The sequence below is a fragment of the Acinetobacter sp. AOR14_HL genome (genome assembly GCF_027855175.1).
Classification (GTDB): Bacteria; Pseudomonadota; Gammaproteobacteria; order Pseudomonadales; family Moraxellaceae; genus Acinetobacter; species Acinetobacter calcoaceticus.
The window spans coordinates 21,549-40,265 of the sequence record NZ_JAKTII010000015.1; the positions used below are offsets into that span (position 1 = coordinate 21,549).

Below are 18,717 nucleotides of genomic sequence, written 5' to 3' on the forward strand. Positions count from 1 at the left end.
CGCAGGCATTATAGAGTTACACCCCTGAACATGCAATCTTTTCCCGACTTTAGTCGGGCTTTTTCATGACCGGTGGTGCTGACGCTACAGTCAGCCTTTGTTTATTTTTTATCTTACTTTTGCGTACTTAATACACATTTATCTGTTTTTATAGCCAGTTTCTTCCATGCAGTGACGAAATCATCCTCGTTATTCATGCTCTCGTCTACTGGCTGAAAAGTAATGTTACCTAATTTTTGATACTGACTTTTAGTGGTAAAACTTTCTGCGAGCAAACACATCTGATTTTTCGGTCGATTATCATTAAGATACTTAATTTGAGCTGCTGTTGGTGCAACATGCGGATCATCCGTCAAAGCACCTGCGAACTTTAAGTTTAACGAGCGCTCTAAATATTGATAGGCATCATGATATGACCAATATGGCTTACCATTACTTGTACTATCGTAAACTTGTGCAGCCTGAAACATCTTACGGGCAAACATATTGGCATTATTCCAATATTTAGCCTTGTTTTCAGGATGCTGCTGAGAACGTAAAGCAGCAATAAAGAAACCGATTCGAACTGCATTGTTTGGTTCTAACCACACATGGGTGTCTACTGTATTAGGTAAAGCCACGCCGCGTGTACTACGCAGGGGTAAAACAGAGACTATGCCACTATCTAATAAGGCAATCGCTTTTTTATTATTACCTAACAATTTATTTAGAGGGGCTTCATGAGCCTTACCCAACCAGATCACTAAAGATGCATCATTAATTGCTTTACGGTGAGCCGGAGTCAGCTGTACGTCATGACCGGTCTGACCTTTAAGCAAAAGCTGAGGTTCTTCAACACCCTGAGTGATTTCTTTTGCAATCAGATAAATCGGGTGTGTAGAAACCACCAAACCCTGACTCCACCCTAACGTACTCAAAAGCGAGAACATACTGAAAACAAAAAAACGGAACATGCTAGACCATCAATTTAAATTAGCTCGAAGCATGTTATAATATAACAAAGTTACAAAAATACCTAAGATTAATCGAATGAAGCATCGCTTCATGCTAATATTCCGTTAAAAATTCGAGGTTATTTCTATGAGTTCCTGCTCGCATGAACATCATGATTCTTTGCATGGTGTGCATGATCACCATAATGTCGCAAACCGTTTAGCTGAAGCAGAAAATTTATGTTCTGCGACTGGCGCACGACTTACGCCTTTGCGCAAAGAAGTTTTGGAACTCATTTTAAACGCTTCGGGTCCAATGGGTGCATATGACTTACTCGCACGTATAAAAAGTCAAACTGATCGCCCCGCTGCTCCTCCAACTGTATATAGAACTTTAGATTTTTTATTAGAAAAAGGTTTGATCCATCGCCTAACTTCTATTAATGCCTATATTCCCTGTTGCCACCCTCGTGAAGGCCATCAAGCAGCATTCTTGATTTGTACCGAATGCCACATGGTTAAAGAAGCCTCTTCTCAAGGTTTAACTCACCAGCTTGACCAACTTGCAGCGTCAGATGAGTTCGTGGCTCAACACAGCATTATTGAAATTTCGGGGAAATGCCAACAGTGCCGCACAACTCCTTAAATCCTGTATTAATTCAGCTTGAGCAGGTTTCTGTTCATCGCGATAATCGGGATATTTTAAAAAAAGTTGATTTTGCTCTACATCAAAATGAAATTGTGTCTTTGATTGGTCCCAATGGTGCAGGTAAATCAACACTTATTAAAGTTCTACTCGGTATTCTCCAGCCAAGTAGTGGCCGAGTTATCCATCATAAAAAGCTTAAAATGGCTTATGTGCCACAAAAGTTCAATCCTTCACACAGCCTACCTTTGCGTGTTCAGGATTTACTTGATTTAGAAAAATGCAACCCTGCCCTGCGTCAAGAAATTATTCAAGACACAGGCATTTCCAAGTTACAACAATCAAAAGTACAACAACTTTCTGGTGGAGAGCGCCAACGAGTACTACTAGCGCGTGCCTTACTTCGCCAGCCAGATATTTTGGTTCTTGATGAACCGATGCAAGGCTTAGATATTCAGTCTGAGGCTGAACTTTATGAGTATGTCCGCAGTTTGCCGGAACGATATAACTGTGCAATTTTAATTGTTTCCCATGACTTACAATGGGTGATGGAAGGAACACACCGTGTAGTGTGTTTAAATAAACATATTTGCTGTAGTGGACTACCCGAGAACATTCAACAACATCCTGAATATCAGGCTATATTTGGAACTCAACGGGTTTTCTATCAACATCATCATGATCACTGTGCTCACGGTGATGCTGCACACCCCTGCCCTCATAATGACCGCCCTCACATCCACCCAGAACCGGAAGCTTAAGCCATGATGGAATGGTTACAATTATTGTTGCCCGCATGGATTATGGGAACCTTACTGGTCTTTTTGACCGCGCCTCTTGGTTGTCTAATGCTGTGGAGACGAATGTCTTTTTTTGCTGACACCATGGCACATGGCACCCTACTTGGGGTCGCTATCGCAGGTGCTTTAAGCCTTCCTCTTTGGCTTGGTGTTGCAGGCACTGCCATTTTATTAGTCGCAATTTTATGGGCGCTACATGACAATCGCTTACCCAATGATGCTCTCTTAGCCTTATGCTCAGCGACATTACTCTGTAGTGGTTTATTGTTTATTCAACATGTACCAAGTTTAAGACCAGAGCTATTAAGTTATTTATTTGGTGATTTACTGAGTATTGACTGGCCCGACTTACCAGTTTTCACTTTAGTTATTGCGATATCACTCGTAATTCTTTACCGCTTTTGGCAGCCGCAAATACAGTTTGCAATTGATCCAGACATTGCAGTCAGTGAAGGGGTAAATGCGAACTGGCAACGTCTTATTTTTATGCTTTTATTGGCTTTATTTACTGTCTTAGCTTTGCGTGCTGTAGGTTCCTTACTTATGGGTGCATTACTCGTAATACCTGCTTTAAGCGCTCGCTTACTGGCAAACTCACCAAAGCAAATGGTTATTTGGGCATTCGTGTTAGCCCAGCTTGGTGTGAGTGTCGGCCTATGGTCAAGCGCAGCACTGAATATCTCTACAGGCTTGAGTATTGTTTTATGTATGGCGTTAACTTTTGCCATTATTTTTATAACTCAAAAGCTAAAAAATCAAACACAGGCGGCCTGAATCAGGACGCCTGATGAACTGTACTTAATAATAAAGCCGCACAGCTAAACATAACAGCAAACCCCCTATTCAAATATTTTTGCTGTTTAGGCGAACGAAGTAATCTTAGAACCTTTGATGCCAGCCCTGTATATCCAGCCATGACAACCAAATCAATACTAATCATAGTCACAGCCATAATCAGGTACTGTATCCATTGAGGCTTACTCAAATCTAAAAACTGCGGCAGCACAGCCAATAGAAATACAATCGCTTTGGGATTACTAATATTGACCACAAAGCCATTTAGCAATAGCGCAAATACAGATTTATCTCTTTTTTCTTGTTGAATTTCTATATCTTTTATAGGTGCTGTCCATTGTAAATAAGCAAGATATAACAAGTAAATCACACCAAACCATTTCACAAACTGAAAAGCCAAAGGTGTCGTTGCAAATAAAACCCCAACACCCGCTGCCACCACCATAATTTGAAGGAGCAAAGCAATTTGTAAACCGATTGCATTCCAATAGCCATGCCTAAAACCATAGTTTAAACCACTCGACATTGAAGCAATTGCTCCCGCACCTGGTGAGATACTAATTACCCAACAGGCCAACATATAAGCGAACCAAACTTGCAGAGACATAGCGAAAAATAAACTATAAAAGTGGAATTATACTGTTTTATAAAACTATCTTGATGAGAATTCAAACAATAAAATCAAGAAATAGACTACTAACAGCTCTGCGCATCAGGCACAATAATTAAAACTCATATCAAATTATAATCGAGGAGATTCCTTCCAATGAGTGCTCAATCTGTCATTTTGCCGTTGCCATCAGACCATGCACGCTTTATTGTTCTTCGTTTAAAAGACTTAACTATTGATGAATTAAAAAACCAACTTAATGCTTTATTTGAAGCACGTGACCGCCTTATTACTCAACATTCAGATGCCCAAATCAAAACAGCAGTCGCTTTTGGCCCTGAACTATGGAAACAACTATATTCTCAAACTCCTGTAGGCTTTAAGCAACTTGCGCCTGAACAAGGTGCATTCAACATGCCCGTTGTACCAGCTGATGTTCTCATTCATATTGCCAGCATGCGTTCTGATATTTGTTTTGCATTGAGCCAAGCATTTTTTGAAGGTATTCAAGATAAAGTTGAGGTTCTTGATGAGCGTGTATGCTTCCGTTATTTCGATGGCCGAGATATGACTGGCTTCATAGACGGAACCGAAAATCCTCAATTTCCAGACGACCGAGCTGAGACAGCGCTCTTACCAGAAAGTGCTGGGGTATTTGCAGATGGCAGTTTCATTTTCGCGCAGCGCTATGCCCATGATTTAGAAAAGTGGAAAAAATTGAAAGTTGATGCGCAAGAAAATGTTATGGGCCGCACCAAACTTGAATCTATTGAATTAGATGATGACGTTAAACCAGAAAATGCCCATGTTGCCCGCACTGTTGTTGAAGATGATGAAGGCGAAGAAATGGAAATTCTACGTCATAGCCTACCTTATGGAGATGGTCGAGGTGATCAAGGCCTATTTTTCATTGCCTACACCAAAGACTTGACCATTATTGACGCTATGTTAAAGCGCATGTTCGGTACAAGTGGAGATGGTATCCACGACCGTTTATTGCATTTCGTGACCCCACTTGATGGCGCTTATTACTTTGCACCTAGTGAAGAGTTGCTAGAAGAAATTCTAGAAGACTAAAATAAAAAAGAGGAGCTTAAGCTCCTCTTTTTACATTCTCATTCTTAGAAAGGAATACGCTTATATTTACGGTATTCAGGTTTCCAGAATGACTGATCAATTTTCTGTTTCAACAAATCATCACTAATTGTTACAGCGACACCATCAGCCATAGCAGCTTTTGCAACTTCGAACGCAATAACTTTAGAAACTTGTTGAATCTCACCCAATGGCGGCAATAAATCAGCTTGTGGATCTTTAAGCAATGGAGAGCAATTTGCTAAAGCACTACTTGATGCCATTAACATATTTTCTGTAACCCGCTTAGCGCCCGATGCCACAACACCTAAACCAATGCCTGGGAAAATGTACGAGTTATTACACTGCGAAATATTGTAAAGTTTGCCGTGATGATTCACAGGAGCAAACGGACTACCTGTTGCAATTAATGCTTTACCTTCAGTCCACTCCACAATATCAGCAGGTACAGCTTCAACACGTGAAGTCGGATTAGATAATGGCATTACAATTGGTCGTTCACAATTTGCTGCCAAAGTCCTAATAATTTCTTCTGTGAACAAGCCAGGCTGTCCAGAAACACCAATTAACACTGTAGGCTTAGCATTTTTAACAACATCGAGTAGTGAAATGACTTCTTCGATATTGCCCCACTGATCAACCACCTCAGCTTTTTGTGCTAACTTACGCTGGAAGTCGAGCAAGTTTGGTTGATTTTCAGTAATCAAACCAAAACGGTCTACCATATAAACGCGAGCACGCGCTTCTGCATCGGTTAAACCTTCTGCAATCATTTGTGCAACAATTTGTTCTGCAATACCACAACCTGCCGAACCCGCACCTAAGAAAGCAATTTTTTGATCTTTTAATTGCTTGCCTGCGGCACGACTTGCAGCAATCAAGCTACCTACAGATACCGCTGCTGTTCCTTGAATATCATCATTAAAACAGCAAATTTTATCGCGATATTTTTCCAAAAGTGGCATCGCATTTTTTTGTGCGAAATCTTCAAACTGAATTAATGCTTTTGGCCAACGACGCTTCACAGCTTCAATTACCATATCTACAAATGCGTAATATTCATCGCCACTAATACGTGGCTGACGCCAACCCATATAGATCGGATCATTTAACAATTGTGGATTATTCGTACCAACATCAATTGTAATTGGCAATGTATAGGCTGGGCTAATACCACCACAAGCCGTATAGAGTGAAAGTTTCCCAATCGGGATTCCCATTCCGCCAATACCTTGATCACCAAGACCTAAAATACGTTCACCATCCGTAATCACGATAACTTTTACATTGTTTTTATTTACGTTTTGCAAAATATCATCAATCACATCACGATCTGGATATGAAATAAAGATACCGCGGTGACGACGATAGATATCAGAGAAACGCTGACATGCCTCACCTACGGTTGGGGTGTAAATAATCGGCATCATTTCTTCGAGATGATTTTCGATTAAATGATAGAACAAGGTTTCGTTGGTATCTTGGATATTACGCAAATAGATATGTCGATTGATATCATCAGTGAAAGCGCAATATTGCTGATAAGAGCGCTGGCTTTGCTCTTCAATAGTTTCAATAATATGGGGGAGTAAACCGTGTAAGTTAAAGTTACTTCTTTCTTCTTCAGTGAAAGCCGAACCTTTATTTAAAAGTGGTAACTCTAAAAGTGTAAAACCTGCATATGGGATATAAAGGGGATGTTTACTTGGGTGTCCTGATATCATTGCCTATCTCATTTTCCAGCTTAGAGTAGAGAAAAACACGTTTTGTATGGTCTCTAAAACTCTTTGTGCGTATAAGCTTAAGCCTAATTCGTTCAAAATAGATATTTTAAACCGTGATGTTAAAATTGAAGACTATTTAGTTAAAACATGTTTAAAAATAATTAATAAATATCAATATCTTAATAATTTTATATTTTTAAAAATTCTTTTATTTATCTAATTTAAAAAGCTTTTAATATATATTTTTACTTACATAGCCATTTTTATAAGAAATAATGGTGAGATTAAAAGCTAATCTACTTTTTAAAATTTCTTAGAAGGCTTGTATTTGTTTGTTTTTAGAATAGTGAAGTGATTCACCCTGCAATATTCATTTAAAAAATAATCCTCAGTAAATTGCACAAAAAGAATTACTGGAATATTAAATCCACTCCCCTAACTCATAGGAAATTTGCTATATTTGACGTTTTTCTGCGACATCTATTTTCGATTGATATGAATACGGCAATACAAGCAGCTCTCGACCATGCAGTGCAAACTCTTCAACAAGAAGGGGTGCTTCCTTCCGACTGGAATAACACAAGCAACTTAACACGCACCAAAGACCGAAGCCATGGCGACTTTGCTTCTAATATTGCCATGATCGGCTCGAAAGCTGCTGGTATGAAACCACGTGATTTAGCTGAGAAAGTTCTAGCTGCATTACCAGAAGTTGCAGATATCAGCAAAGCTGAAATCGCAGGACCTGGTTTTATTAACTTCTTTTTAAATGCAGACCAGCGCTTTGCTATTCTTGACCAGATTCAAGCACAAAAAGAATTTTTTGGTCGCAGTCAGGCAAATGCAGCGAAAAAGATCCAAGTAGAATTCGTTTCTGCAAACCCAACGTCTAGTCTACATGTAGGTCATGGTCGTGGTGCTGCATATGGTATGACTGTTGCCAAATTACTTGAAGCAACAGGTGCTAAAGTTGACCGCGAATACTATGTAAATGATGCTGGCCGTCAAATGGATATTTTGGCGACATCTACTTATTTACGTTATTTAGAATTACTAGGTCAAAACCTTGTATTCCCAAAAAATGCTTATCAAGGCGATTACGTTAAAGAAATAGCACAGACTATTATTGATAAAGATGGCGACGCATATCTTCGTGAAGTGGCTAATGTCTATAAAGATGTACCAGAAGATGTACAGTATGCTGAAGAACTAGATAGCGACGGCAATAAAGTCGTTTTATCTGGCGACAAAGAAAAACATATTGATGGTCTTATTGCCAACTCTCAACAATTACTGGGTGAAGGCTACCGCGTATTCCATCAAGCAGCACTACATGCCATTTTAGATGACATTAAAGATGACCTTGCTGACTTTGGTGTAACGTTCAACCAATGGTTTAGCGAAGCATCACTTAGCGCAAAAATTGACGAAGCTTTAGAAACACTTGATCAACGTGGCTTCCTTTATGAAAAAGATGGCAACATCTGGTTTAAATCGACTGAATTTGGCGATGAAAAAGACCGTGTTGTTAAGCGTCGTAACGGTCAAACCACCTACTTTGCATCAGACATTGCTTACCACTTAAATAAATTACAACGTGGTTATACCGACCTGATTGATATCTGGGGTTCTGATCACCACGGCTATATCTCTCGCGTAAAAGCGGCAATTGATGCAATGGGTTACGACTCTAAAAAATTGACTGTGCTTTTGGTTCAGTTTGTAAGTTTATGGCGTGGCGGAGAGATGGTTCAAATGTCATCTCGTTCAGGTCAGTTCGTGACTTTACGTGACTTGCGTAAAGAAGTGGGCAACGACGCGGCTCGTTTCTACTACGTGATGCGTAAGAGTGAACAACACATTGACTTCGACCTTGACCTTGCTGTGTCACAAAGTAAAGACAATGCTGTGTATTACATTCAATATGCACATGCACGTATTTGCCGTATGTTAGAAAAAGCGTTAAGCACAGGCTTACAATTCGATGTAAATGCTGCACGTACACATGCTACTCGCCTATCTCTTGATGCTGAAACTGAGATTCTTGCTAAACTGGCAGCTTATCCAGATGCAGTGTTGCGTGCTGCAAATGCGTATGAACCACATCAGGTGGGTAACTACTTAAAAGAATTAGCTGCCTTGTTCCACGCTTGGTACAATGAACATAAAGTATTAGGCGATGATGCTGAGCTTACACAAGCACGTTTATTGCTTTCAATCAATGTACAACAAGTGTTGCATAATGGTTTAGAATTACTTGGTGTATCTGCACCAGACTCTATGTAAAAATTATATTGCATGGCAGGTCATGCAACATATAGTAAGCAGTGGTTTGTAGAGTTAAAATAGCTTATACAAGCCACTGTTTTTAGCATCGTAATACGAGAATCAAACTCGAATTAAAACAATCAAAATACAGAGGAATAATCCACGTGTTTGGCAAAACGCAACGCGGTGTATCTGAAAGACCTAACAAGCCTAAAAAGCCCCTAATTCCCAAATGGTTAGGGACACTTGTTGCTATTTTGGCGGTCTTATGTATCGCTGTAATGCTTATGCTTTGGAAACCTTGGCAACCTGTTCCTGCAAAAAATCAGATTACCTCTGAACATTATCAAGAAGAAGATACGAATAAAGACTATCGTTTCTACGATCTATTACCCCAACAGCAAGTAACACCTATTCCGGAACAAGCGATTCCTGAAAGCAAAAATCAAGGCACAGCCATGATTGTTGAGGCACCAAGTGCAACTCAACCAGCTGCTTCAGAAAGTGTAGGAATTGATACGAATCCATCAGCCACCGCTCCTCAGCAACCTACTTATATTTTACAGGTTCGCAGCTATAATGACCCAGATCAAGCTGATGCTCGCCGTGCAGAAATCATTTTAAATGGCTTATCTGCAGATGTAGTTAAGAGTACTGAAAATGGGCAAATATGGTACCGTGTTATTTCTGGACCTTATGACACTCAAGACGCTGCATTGGCTGCTCAACAGACTTTACAACACAGCGGCATTGACTCTATCGTGATCAAACGCAAGTAAAATACAAATAAAAAAGGAACAAATATTTGTTCCTTTTCTTTTAAATATCAGCACAATTCCTTTCATTAGAACCAATTCCCTTTTTTTTCGCTTTTTGAAACGCTACCCTTCGCCGAATACGATGTAAAAAAGCCTGAATATTAGGGTATTTCCCTTGTAAGCGTGATTGCAAAGCTTCTAGAGGAAAACTCATTTGAATATCAGCAAATGAAAAATCACCTGCAAAATATTCATGCTCTGCCAAATAGTTTTCTAAAAAACTAATATGATCTTTCATACGTGGGCGGACAAAATTTGCCTTCACCCCTTCCGTGATTTTTTTTGCTACTGGTTGAATTAACCACGGCACATGCTTATTTACACTATTCATGACCAAAGTCATGACTAAGAGTGGCATGAGTGAGCCTTCTGCATAGTGCATCCAATAAATATACTGCTGTAAATTTTGAGCTTGCGTAGGTTTAAATTGCTGCTTCTGATCATAATGTTGCTGTAGATATTCCAAGATCACAGCAGATTCTGCGATGACTTGCTCATCATCTGTCAAAATTGGAGCCTTACCCAAAGGATGAATACATTTCAATGTTTCTGGAGCGGAATAGTTAGGTAAGCGCTGATAATAATGAATATCATAATCTAAGCCTAATTCTTCTAAAGCCCATAAAATTCGAAACGATCGCGAGCATTCCAGGTGGTGTAAACTAATCATGTTATTGCCTGCTTTTATTTTTCTTTTTACATAAAAAACAGCATGTGAACATGCTGTTTTATTCCATTTGTGGGATGGATATAAAATCATCCACCTCCACAAAATAGCATTTTTACACTGTAATAAGCACAGTATGAATGTCTAAACTACGTAACAAAGTTTTAGTGACTGGTGTTTTACCACATACCGCTAAGATTTTTTGCTGAAGTTCTTCATCTGGTAAGTCTTTAAAAACAATACGACGTTCTATATGTTCTTCATGCTCTCTATTGGTATGAAAATCAATTTCAATTGAGAACTCACCAAAATCATAACCTTTATGCTTCGCATACATTCTTAAAGTAATGAGTGTACAAGCTGCCAAACTTCCAGTAAGCAAATCATAAGGCGCTGGGCCTTGATCTTGCCCTTCTAGCTTTTCAGGCTCATCACAAAAATATTGATGGCGACCACTGGTAATCTCACCCTTCCATTGCTCGGCAAGGGGCTTTGCTTTACTACTTGCGATTACTGCTGTCATTTTGATGCTCTCATTTGATCTGGAAGAACAGGGGCTTCTAAGCGTGCACCAACATAATCTGGGATTTCACCAAAACGCGCATCATGATTAATCCATTGCTCACGGGCTTCTTTTAAATCATCCATTGTACGTGCAACAAAATTCCACCAGAGCAAAATTGGCGTTTCAAACGGTTCACCACCAATTAAAAGAACACGATTGCCTTTTTTTACTTCAATCTCAATTTCACTCAGTCCAATATCCAAAACAACCATGTTATCAGCAGTTAACTCATGGCCATTCACATGGGCAATACCTTCTAATGCCATAAAACCATATTCATAATTAGGATTTAATGGAATACGGGTTTTCGTATCTTCGGTAGCAATTAAGTCAACACCAACCAAAGGTGTATGTACCACTACTGGAGAAGTAGTTGCCAGATATTCGCCCACAAGAACAGTAAATTCTAGACCGTCCTTTTCAACAACAGGCAACTCAGGATAATGTTCAAATTTCGGATCCATGTTGCGCTTTTGATCTGGCAAAGCAATCCAAAGCTGCGCAGCGTGCATTTGAGTTTCTGTATCAGGTGCAACTTCTGTATGAGAAATGCCGTGACCTGCTGTCATTAAGTTCACTTGCTTAGGACGAATAAGTTGTTTTGAACCTAAGCTATCAGTATGCATCATGGTCCCTTCAATCATCCAAGTGAAGGTTTGCAAACCAATATGAGGATGAGGGCCAACATCTAAACCATCTCCTGCAGGAAAAGACACTGGGCCTGCATGATCTAGAAAACACCACGCACCAATCATTCTTTTTTGTCTGCTAGGCAAAGCCCGTTTAATCACTGTCCCCTGTCCAATTTCAGCAGAGCGAATTGGAAATTCCTGAATAAACTGATTGGCAAATTTTTCGCAATCGTTTGAATCAGAAATATCGTAATCATTGTTATTGCTCATGATATTACTCTCTTTTACCTATGCTTTTGCAATGAGTTGTTATAGTGATCTTAACAATACACTCATTATTCAATATAGTCTTTTAGTAATACACAGGGTGATATGAATGGGACAATCCATTTTTAATTATAGAAAAATTAAAGCTGCATGATGCATGCTTACGATGATTGTGTTTTAACGAGTTGTTTCAGATTTTTCATGAACAATCCAAATTGTGGGAAAAACTCTTGAAATAGAGGGTGGTCTCGATTTTCCAACATAACTTCACTAAAAAGTTTTAGTCCAACCCCAAAAGATTTTGTAGTTTCATCATCAAAAAAATCTGCTCTTTTTAAGCGCTCAACAATTTCAAAGATATCGTCATGATTACCCGTATAGAACTCAAGACGCTCGGTATATGTAGAGGCCTCTCCTTTTGCATTCTTTAAATGTTGCACAGTGACATGATATTGATGTTGTTTCATATATAAATTCTCTATTAGAAATTTAATGACTTTGGATGATTTCGACCTGTTTAAGATCGATTTGAAATTGTGTAAATACTGACTGTAAAGATGCTAAAAATTGCTCTTGTTTAGCGACTGTTAGATCTGTACAGCGAATTTGCAATAATTGATTATTCTCGACTGTTGGTAAGTTAAATTTAGCTTCATCCCGTTGCGGTTGACGATTTGAAATTAAACCCGCTCTCGCCAAGTCGTTCACTACCCGATAAACTGTGGCTAAACTTAATTTCTGTTTTTGGGCATATAACTTTTGGTAAATCTGTTTGACAGTTAGATCTTCTGCTTGCTGTTGAATTAAAGACAAAACAGCAAGTCTTGGATGAGTGACTTTTAGGCCCGTTTCTTTGATTTTATGCTGTAGCTCTAACATTTCTATTTCCAACTTATAATCGCCCAATCGAAACCGCAGCTTGATCAATTTTTTCGGCAATTTGATAAATCTGCTCTTGCTGTAGACTCGCCGAGTTCAACTTCAAACGTAAGGCTGTTTTTAGGTTTTCCATCGCACGGTGAATTTCAATTAGTTCATCATTACTGTGAATTTCACGTCTAAGTCGTAATTTTTCTAATAGCTCAGTCAGCTTGTCTTGTTGTTCGGTTAAGTAAGCTTTACCCAATTCTGTGATTTGATACTGCTTACGTTCCACGTCTAACAAAGTAATGAAATTCATTTCTTCCAGACTAGTTAAAGTTGGGTAAATGGTACCTGCACTCGGGGTATAGCCGTCGCCCACCAAGTCACTTATTTCTTTAATAATTTCATAACCATGCTTTGGCCTTTGCTGAATGAGATGAAGTACTAAAAGTTTCATTCTACCCGCTTCAAAAAGCCTCCCACGACGCCCTGAACGGTGATGACCGCCATGATGTTCGTGGTGTTCATCATGATGATGTTCTGATTGCTGTCTCATCTTTAAAGTTTCTCTAATATGTTTAATTTATGTTTATTAAGATATATCTTAATATATCTTTTATCAAGTGTAAGTAATAAGATCAGATCTATTGTTTTGATATTTATTAAAATTCAAGTAATAAAAAAGAGTGCTTAAGCACTATTAACAACTATTCTCATCCAACCAATCCTGGTTTATTTATCTCATTTAAAATTCATTCGCCAAAAGCTAAATTTGGCACCCAGCTTTAAACCAGTTCATTAAGGAATCACTAATTTTACTCATATCATTAGGATCCATACTCCCCTGATCTACTACAAAAACACCTGTCCCTAGAAATGGTATAAGAATAGATATTCCACCACTATCATCACCAATAGCCAAATAGTCTCCTGCATATTTTTGAACTTCAAAAGTTTGATTTCTTTCAAAAACCTCATCAGAAGAATAAATAACTACGCCACTTTCAAATAAAAAACCATCCGAAAATTCTAATAACTGAAAATATATGTAAGGTAGTTGTCTATGGAAATCATTTTCAATTTTGGTTCTTAGTTCATTTAATAGTGGCATAACCTTATTTCCCTCTATACTTCTTACAAAATTTTAGCTATTACCATAAATTCTAAAAATAACTATCTTTTCTTAATAGATAATTTTCTATTTTCCTACCTAATATAAAATTAGAAAGAAAGTGTTATCTAATCGATGTACTATTGTGCTCTTAATATTATAAAAGCACTAAAAATTATGCCTACAATAAGTATTGATATTAGAAATAAATATTCATCTCAGTTTGAGGAACAACTTATAAATGCTGTTTATATCGCATGTAAACAGGCATTAAAGTTACCTGATTATGATAGAGATATACGCTTAAACATACATGAGCCACATTTATTTCTCTGCCCGCCAAATTTGACGAAACCAGAATGCTTTACTTTAATTCAGATTGACTGCTTTGCTGGCCGCACAATAGAAACCAAGAGAATTTTATATCAGTCAATCGTTAAAAACTTATCCACACTAGATATACCAGATGACCATATAAAAATTCTTATTCGCGAACTACCCACAGAAAATTGGGGGATACGCGGAGGACAAGCGGCTTGTGATGTAAACTTAGGATTTGATATTCATATTTAATAAGCTCTATAACTTTTCTATTACAAAACCTAAGCAGTAGGAAAAGTACTTATGCACTCTTTCTACTGGTAATATCCAATAAATGTGTATCTCTAATATCTTTTGTTTTCTATAGATTTGATAAATATATAACTAAAAAACAAGAATAATTTTTAAATTTAGATAATACCCAATTATATTTAACTTTTTAATTTATTAGATATTTCAAGACTAAATAGCCTCACTTTATGCCAATTAGTAAATTCAAATCTCGCAGAAGTATCTATAGGTCCATCAGTTATTAACATAATCATTTGAATCATAAAACGATCAAAAAGCTTATATTTAGGGTAATCAATTGCTCCTGCTATAATTTTAACAAGAAAAGGAGTCCAACCTGTTCTTTTCTTAAGTTTTTGAACATATCTGTCTACTAAAGGATCATCTCGACCAACTTTTCTAGCAGTTGCACTCACCGAAAGAAAACCATTAGCTGTTTGCTCTATTGTACGTAAATTATCCTCAATGAATTTATAAACGGATTTATGATAATTTCCATATCGAATGCTGGCACCAATAAGAATAAATGCATAGCCCTCTTTAATTTTAGAACACTCATTAATAGAGACGATGTCAATTTGGTACCCATCATTAGCTAATATATGTCTAATTGCATTGCAAATTTTAAATGTTTGTCCATCTACACTTGAGAAGGCTATTAATATTTTTTTCATAAAGTTATTTCTTCAGCTTAAAGCTACTTATTAATAATAAATTAATTTTTCTCTTAAAAAATTGTACCTATAAAAGCATTTTGATAGGCCCATTTACCCTCATATTTCTTGGTTTTCAATTATCTATAAAATTAACAGCATAGTGCCGCTTATATGAAAAAATTAGAGCCTTTAATAGAAATCTATTACTAAGACTCTAACTTGGTTACAAGATGGAAAAAGCCGACTTTTCCAAGTCGGCTTTTTATTAATCTATTCTAGAAATACCACACTGCCGTAGGCATCTTGCACTTCACTTAAAACAATGTTTTAAGTTCATTCATGGCATAAATTTAGCTAAAAGCTACTGCTTTTAGAAAACCCTCTGTCGCGAGCATAGCTCTTGGCGTAAAATCGGCAAAATGCATTGCATTTTGAAACTCCGATTTTACTCCCACTCAATCGTTGCTGGTGGTTTAGATGACACGTCGTATACAACACGTGATACATCTTTAATTTCATTCATAATACGCGTTGAGATTTTATCAACTAATTCGTATGGTAAATGTGCAAAACGAGCTGTCATAAAGTCAACTGTTTCAACTGCGCGAAGTGCAATAACCCATGCATAACGACGGCCATCACCTACTACACCAACAGACTTAACTGGTTGGAACACAGCAAATGCTTGAGCTGTTTTGTCATACCAACCGCTATCGCGAAGCTCTTGCATAAAGATGTCATCAGCAAGACGAAGAATATCTGCATATTCTTTTTTCACTTCACCCAAAATACGAACACCTAAGCCTGGGCCTGGGAATGGGTGACGGTAAATCATGCTGTGTGGTAAGCCAAGTGTCGTACCTAATTTACGAACCTCATCTTTAAACAAGTCACGTAAAGGCTCAACCAATTCAAATTCTAAATCGTCTGGTAAACCACCCACGTTGTGGTGAGATTTAATGACGTGTGCTTTACCTTGTTTGCTTGCAGCAGATTCGATCACATCTGGATAAATCGTACCTTGCGCCAAGAATTTCACGCCATCAAGTTTACGTGCTTCTTCAGCAAAAACTTCAATAAACTCACGACCAATGATTTTACGTTTTTTCTCTGGATCAACTTCACCAGCTAATGCAGTTAAGAAACGTTCTTCAGCATCTGCACGAATTACACGGATACCCATGTTTTCAGCAAACATTTGCATTACTTGGTCGCCTTCGTTCAAACGAAGTAAACCGTTATCAACAAATACACATGTTAACTGGTCGCCAATTGCTTTGTGTAAAAGCGCAGCAACTACAGATGAGTCAACACCACCTGAAAGACCTAAAAGAACTTTTTCATCACCAATTTGCTTACGTAACTGCTCTACACGTAAATCAATGATGTGTTCAGGTGTCCAAAGGCCACCACATCCACAAATTTTATGAACAAAATTTGCAAGTAATTCTTCACCTTTTGCCGTGTGCGTTACTTCTGGGTGGAATTGCACACCATAGAAACGGCGTGTTTCGTCACTTACAGCAGCAACTGGACAACTTGGCGTGCTTGCAGTAATGCTAAAACCTTCTGGAATTTGGCTCACTTTGTCGCCATGGCTCATCCAGACATGAAGTTGGTCTTCACGGTCTTGTAGGTTGCCAATCAGTTGGTCACGTTTAACGATATCAACTTCGGCATAACCAAACTCATGTACAGTACCCGGCTCAACTTTACCGCCTAACTGTTCAGACATGGTTTGCAAACCATAGCAAATACCCAATACTGGAACACCCAACTCAAACACCACTTGCGGTGCACGTGGGCTGCCTTCTTCATGCACACTCTCAGGTCCACCTGACAAAATAATGCCATTTGGCTTAAAAGCGCGAATGTCTTCTTCAGACATATCAAAAGCATACATTTCAGAGTAAACACCGGCTTCACGTACACGACGTGCAATGAGCTGGCTATATTGAGAGCCGAAATCCAGAATCAGGATACGATCTTCAGTAATTTGAGTATTGGTAGTCATGACAAACCACTAAATGGCAAAAGAATTAAGCGCGCCATTTTAACATTTTTCACGCTTCGGCGCACCGCAAATCATCATATATCTTATTTTTTTCATTTCTGAATCATTTCTATAGCTAGATTCTCTGGCATAAATCAATATTTACTTATATTTATCAATAATCTGAGTTAATCTTAAAAACTTCATACGTATTGATAAATTCATCACATTCTATGCAGCATCGCCATGAATTTGATGTTAAGATGACCCGATAAAACAGGCATTACCATGGAAAGGTAAATACCATAAGCGATATTTGTCTGTGCTTAAACAATTATCCATTTTTATGGCTTGTTGCCCCCTATCAAAATCAATAGAAATCCAAGGAACAACAATGCTTCAAACTATGATTGCAGATTTCCAGCAACATTTTTGGTTGTATATCTCTATTCCTTTTATGAGTGGTTTAATTGGCTACATCACCAAGGTGATTGCCATTCAGATGATGTTTTCGCCACTTGAATTTAAAGGCATTAAACCATTTCTAGGTTGGCAAGGCATCGTGCCACGCAAAGCCGAGAAAATGGCAACAATCGCTGTTGAACTGATGACAGCCAAGCTCATTAAACCTGAAGAAATTTTTGCCCGCCTAGATCCTAAACGTATTGCTAAAGAAATAGAAAAGCCATTGCTGGCCGCAGCTGAAGATATTACCCGTGATGTTGCGCAAGAATATCAGCCTGGGTTATGGGAAGGCATGCCAGAGTTTGCTCGCCAAAGACTGATTCGCCGTGTGCAATCAAAAGCACCCGAGATTGTTGAACATATCATGGGTGAAGTACAACGTGATGTGAACCGATATTTTGATATTAAACATCTGGTTATTAGCAACTTGCTTAAAGATAAACGCCTACTCAACAACATTTTTAAACGAGTGGGCAAACAAGAATTTAAATTTTTCAGTAATGTCGGATTTTTCTTCGGTTTTGGTATTGGTGTGATCCAAATGTTTTGCTGGATCGTCACGCAAGGAAAATACCCGTGGATGCTTCCAATGTTTGGCGGCTTTGTGGGGTTTTTCAGTGACTGGATTGCACTGCAAATGATGTTTAGACCTCTTTATCCTAAAAAAATCTTTGGTTATACATGGCAAGGTTTATTTATCAAACGTCAAAATGAAGTTGCGGCCGATTATGCTGCGCTCATTTCTAAACAGCTTCTGACTTCACGTCATATGATGGAAGAATTATTTTCTGGTACACATTCTGATCGTGTTATTGATCTGGTTAACCGTCATGTAAAACAAGAAATTGATATGCAAGCTGGTGTTATTCGCCCATTGGTTGTATATGCAATTGGCGGAGAAAAATATCAGAATATGAAATCGCAAGTTGCTGAACGCATTATGCAACGGCTTCCAGAGACTATGAAATACGTAGAGTCTTATGCAGAAGATGCCATGAATATTCGTAGTACTTTAATTGAACGCATGCAGAAATTAACGCCTTCTGAATTTGAAGGCATGTTACGCCCTGCATTTAAAGAAGATGAGTGGGCACTCATTGCAGTTGGTGCAGTACTTGGTTTTGTTGTTGGGGAATTACAAATTCAGTTCATGCTCTAATTTTCAAATCATAGAAATAAAAAAACCGGATGAATTGA

General features: G+C 38.2%; 20 protein-coding genes. 8 read left to right on the forward strand and 12 right to left on the reverse strand.

The genetic code is table 11. The features are described from left to right. Nucleotides 1-113: 113 nt before the first annotated feature. A complete protein-coding gene (locus tag MKL38_RS14485) occupies nt 114-953 on the reverse strand; it encodes a metal ABC transporter solute-binding protein, Zn/Mn family (protein ID WP_005037453.1) in 840 nt (279 codons plus the stop codon). Between the two features lie 127 nt (nt 954-1,080). On the opposite strand from MKL38_RS14485, the gene MKL38_RS14490 reads away from it, so the two are divergent. From MKL38_RS14490 to znuB, 3 genes are read left to right on the forward strand one after another with little or no spacing between them, the layout of a single operon-like run. Beyond that, complete coding sequence (locus tag MKL38_RS14490; protein WP_003655556.1) at nt 1,081-1,578, forward strand: transcriptional repressor; 498 nt, start codon at nt 1,081-1,083, stop codon at nt 1,576-1,578. Then, complete coding sequence (gene znuC, locus MKL38_RS14495; RefSeq protein ID WP_080026135.1) at nt 1,551-2,339, forward strand: zinc ABC transporter ATP-binding protein ZnuC; 789 nt, start codon at nt 1,551-1,553, stop codon at nt 2,337-2,339. The genes MKL38_RS14490 and znuC overlap by 28 nt, the downstream gene beginning before the upstream one ends. 3 nt (nt 2,340-2,342) lie before the next feature. Further along, entirely contained in the window at nt 2,343-3,152 is an 810-nt protein-coding gene (znuB, locus tag MKL38_RS14500) for a zinc ABC transporter permease subunit ZnuB (protein ID WP_026057177.1), read from the forward strand. 1 nt (nt 3,153) lies between these two features. Here znuB and MKL38_RS14505 read toward each other — a convergent pair whose 3' ends face one another. Further along, nucleotides 3,154-3,780 (reverse strand): LysE family transporter, encoded by a 627-nt coding sequence (locus MKL38_RS14505; RefSeq protein WP_005037459.1) that lies wholly within the window; start codon nt 3,778-3,780, stop codon nt 3,154-3,156. A gap of 159 nt (nt 3,781-3,939) precedes the next feature. On the opposite strand from MKL38_RS14505, the gene MKL38_RS14510 reads away from it, so the two are divergent. Next, nucleotides 3,940-4,860, forward strand: a complete 921-nt coding sequence (locus tag MKL38_RS14510) for a Dyp-type peroxidase (RefSeq protein WP_151743814.1) — start codon at nt 3,940-3,942, stop codon at nt 4,858-4,860. 44 nt (nt 4,861-4,904) lie between these two features. On the opposite strand, the gene MKL38_RS14515 is transcribed toward MKL38_RS14510, so the two are convergent. Then, nucleotides 4,905-6,602: an NAD-dependent malic enzyme gene (locus MKL38_RS14515; protein WP_004640531.1), complete on the reverse strand. Its 1,698-nt coding sequence runs from the start codon at nt 6,600-6,602 to the stop codon at nt 4,905-4,907. A gap of 495 nt (nt 6,603-7,097) precedes the next feature. Here MKL38_RS14515 and argS point away from each other — a divergent pair, with 495 nt between their 5' ends. Both argS and MKL38_RS14525 read left to right on the forward strand, forming a co-directional pair. Then, complete coding sequence (gene argS, locus MKL38_RS14520; RefSeq protein WP_270903594.1) at nt 7,098-8,888, forward strand: arginine--tRNA ligase; 1,791 nt, start codon at nt 7,098-7,100, stop codon at nt 8,886-8,888. 146 nt (nt 8,889-9,034) lie between these two features. Next, a complete protein-coding gene (locus MKL38_RS14525; RefSeq protein WP_045437057.1) occupies nt 9,035-9,649 on the forward strand; it encodes an SPOR domain-containing protein in 615 nt (204 codons plus the stop codon). Between the two features lie 40 nt (nt 9,650-9,689). Here the strand turns inward: MKL38_RS14525 and MKL38_RS14530 are convergent, their stop codons facing one another. The 7 genes from MKL38_RS14530 to MKL38_RS14560 all read right to left on the reverse strand — a co-directional run bounded on the left by MKL38_RS14530 (nt 9,690) and on the right by MKL38_RS14560 (nt 13,794). Continuing rightward, nucleotides 9,690-10,358 (reverse strand): glutathione S-transferase, encoded by a 669-nt coding sequence (locus tag MKL38_RS14530; protein WP_231764265.1) that lies wholly within the window; start codon nt 10,356-10,358, stop codon nt 9,690-9,692. A gap of 112 nt (nt 10,359-10,470) precedes the next feature. Continuing rightward, nucleotides 10,471-10,878, reverse strand: a complete 408-nt coding sequence (locus MKL38_RS14535; RefSeq protein ID WP_270903595.1) for an OsmC family protein — start codon at nt 10,876-10,878, stop codon at nt 10,471-10,473. Continuing rightward, a complete protein-coding gene (locus MKL38_RS14540) occupies nt 10,875-11,822 on the reverse strand; it encodes a pirin family protein (protein ID WP_270903596.1) in 948 nt (315 codons plus the stop codon). Before MKL38_RS14540 ends, MKL38_RS14535 begins: the two co-directional genes overlap by 4 nt. A 158-nt stretch (nt 11,823-11,980) precedes the next feature. Continuing rightward, a complete protein-coding gene (locus MKL38_RS14545; protein ID WP_270903597.1) occupies nt 11,981-12,286 on the reverse strand; it encodes a DUF3861 domain-containing protein in 306 nt (101 codons plus the stop codon). A gap of 22 nt (nt 12,287-12,308) precedes the next feature. Then, complete coding sequence (locus MKL38_RS14550; protein WP_270903598.1) at nt 12,309-12,698, reverse strand: Fur family transcriptional regulator; 390 nt, start codon at nt 12,696-12,698, stop codon at nt 12,309-12,311. A 13-nt stretch (nt 12,699-12,711) separates the two neighbouring features. Then, on the reverse strand, nt 12,712-13,239 hold the full coding sequence (locus tag MKL38_RS14555) for a PadR family transcriptional regulator (RefSeq protein ID WP_270903599.1): 528 nt from the start codon (nt 13,237-13,239) through the stop codon (nt 12,712-12,714). A gap of 210 nt (nt 13,240-13,449) precedes the next feature. After that, the gene (locus MKL38_RS14560; RefSeq protein WP_151743807.1) at nt 13,450-13,794 is read right to left on the reverse strand and encodes an SMI1/KNR4 family protein; all 345 of its coding nucleotides are present in this window, start codon (nt 13,792-13,794) and stop codon (nt 13,450-13,452) included. Between the two features lie 177 nt (nt 13,795-13,971). Between MKL38_RS14560 and MKL38_RS14565 the strand changes: the two genes are divergently transcribed. Next, complete coding sequence (locus MKL38_RS14565) at nt 13,972-14,367, forward strand: tautomerase family protein (RefSeq protein ID WP_270903600.1); 396 nt, start codon at nt 13,972-13,974, stop codon at nt 14,365-14,367. A 179-nt stretch (nt 14,368-14,546) separates the two neighbouring features. Here the strand turns inward: MKL38_RS14565 and hemG are convergent, their stop codons facing one another. Together hemG and guaA are read right to left on the reverse strand one after the other, a co-directional pair. Further along, nucleotides 14,547-15,080: a menaquinone-dependent protoporphyrinogen IX dehydrogenase gene (gene hemG / locus MKL38_RS14570; RefSeq protein WP_151743805.1), complete on the reverse strand. Its 534-nt coding sequence runs from the start codon at nt 15,078-15,080 to the stop codon at nt 14,547-14,549. 427 nt (nt 15,081-15,507) lie between these two features. After that, nucleotides 15,508-17,076, reverse strand: a complete 1,569-nt coding sequence (gene guaA, locus MKL38_RS14575; RefSeq protein ID WP_004640513.1) for a glutamine-hydrolyzing GMP synthase — start codon at nt 17,074-17,076, stop codon at nt 15,508-15,510. Between the two features lie 385 nt (nt 17,077-17,461). Between guaA and MKL38_RS14580 the strand changes: the two genes are divergently transcribed. Beyond that, a complete protein-coding gene (locus MKL38_RS14580; RefSeq protein WP_170834095.1) occupies nt 17,462-18,679 on the forward strand; it encodes a DUF445 domain-containing protein in 1,218 nt (405 codons plus the stop codon). Nucleotides 18,680-18,717: the final 38 nt, after the last annotated feature.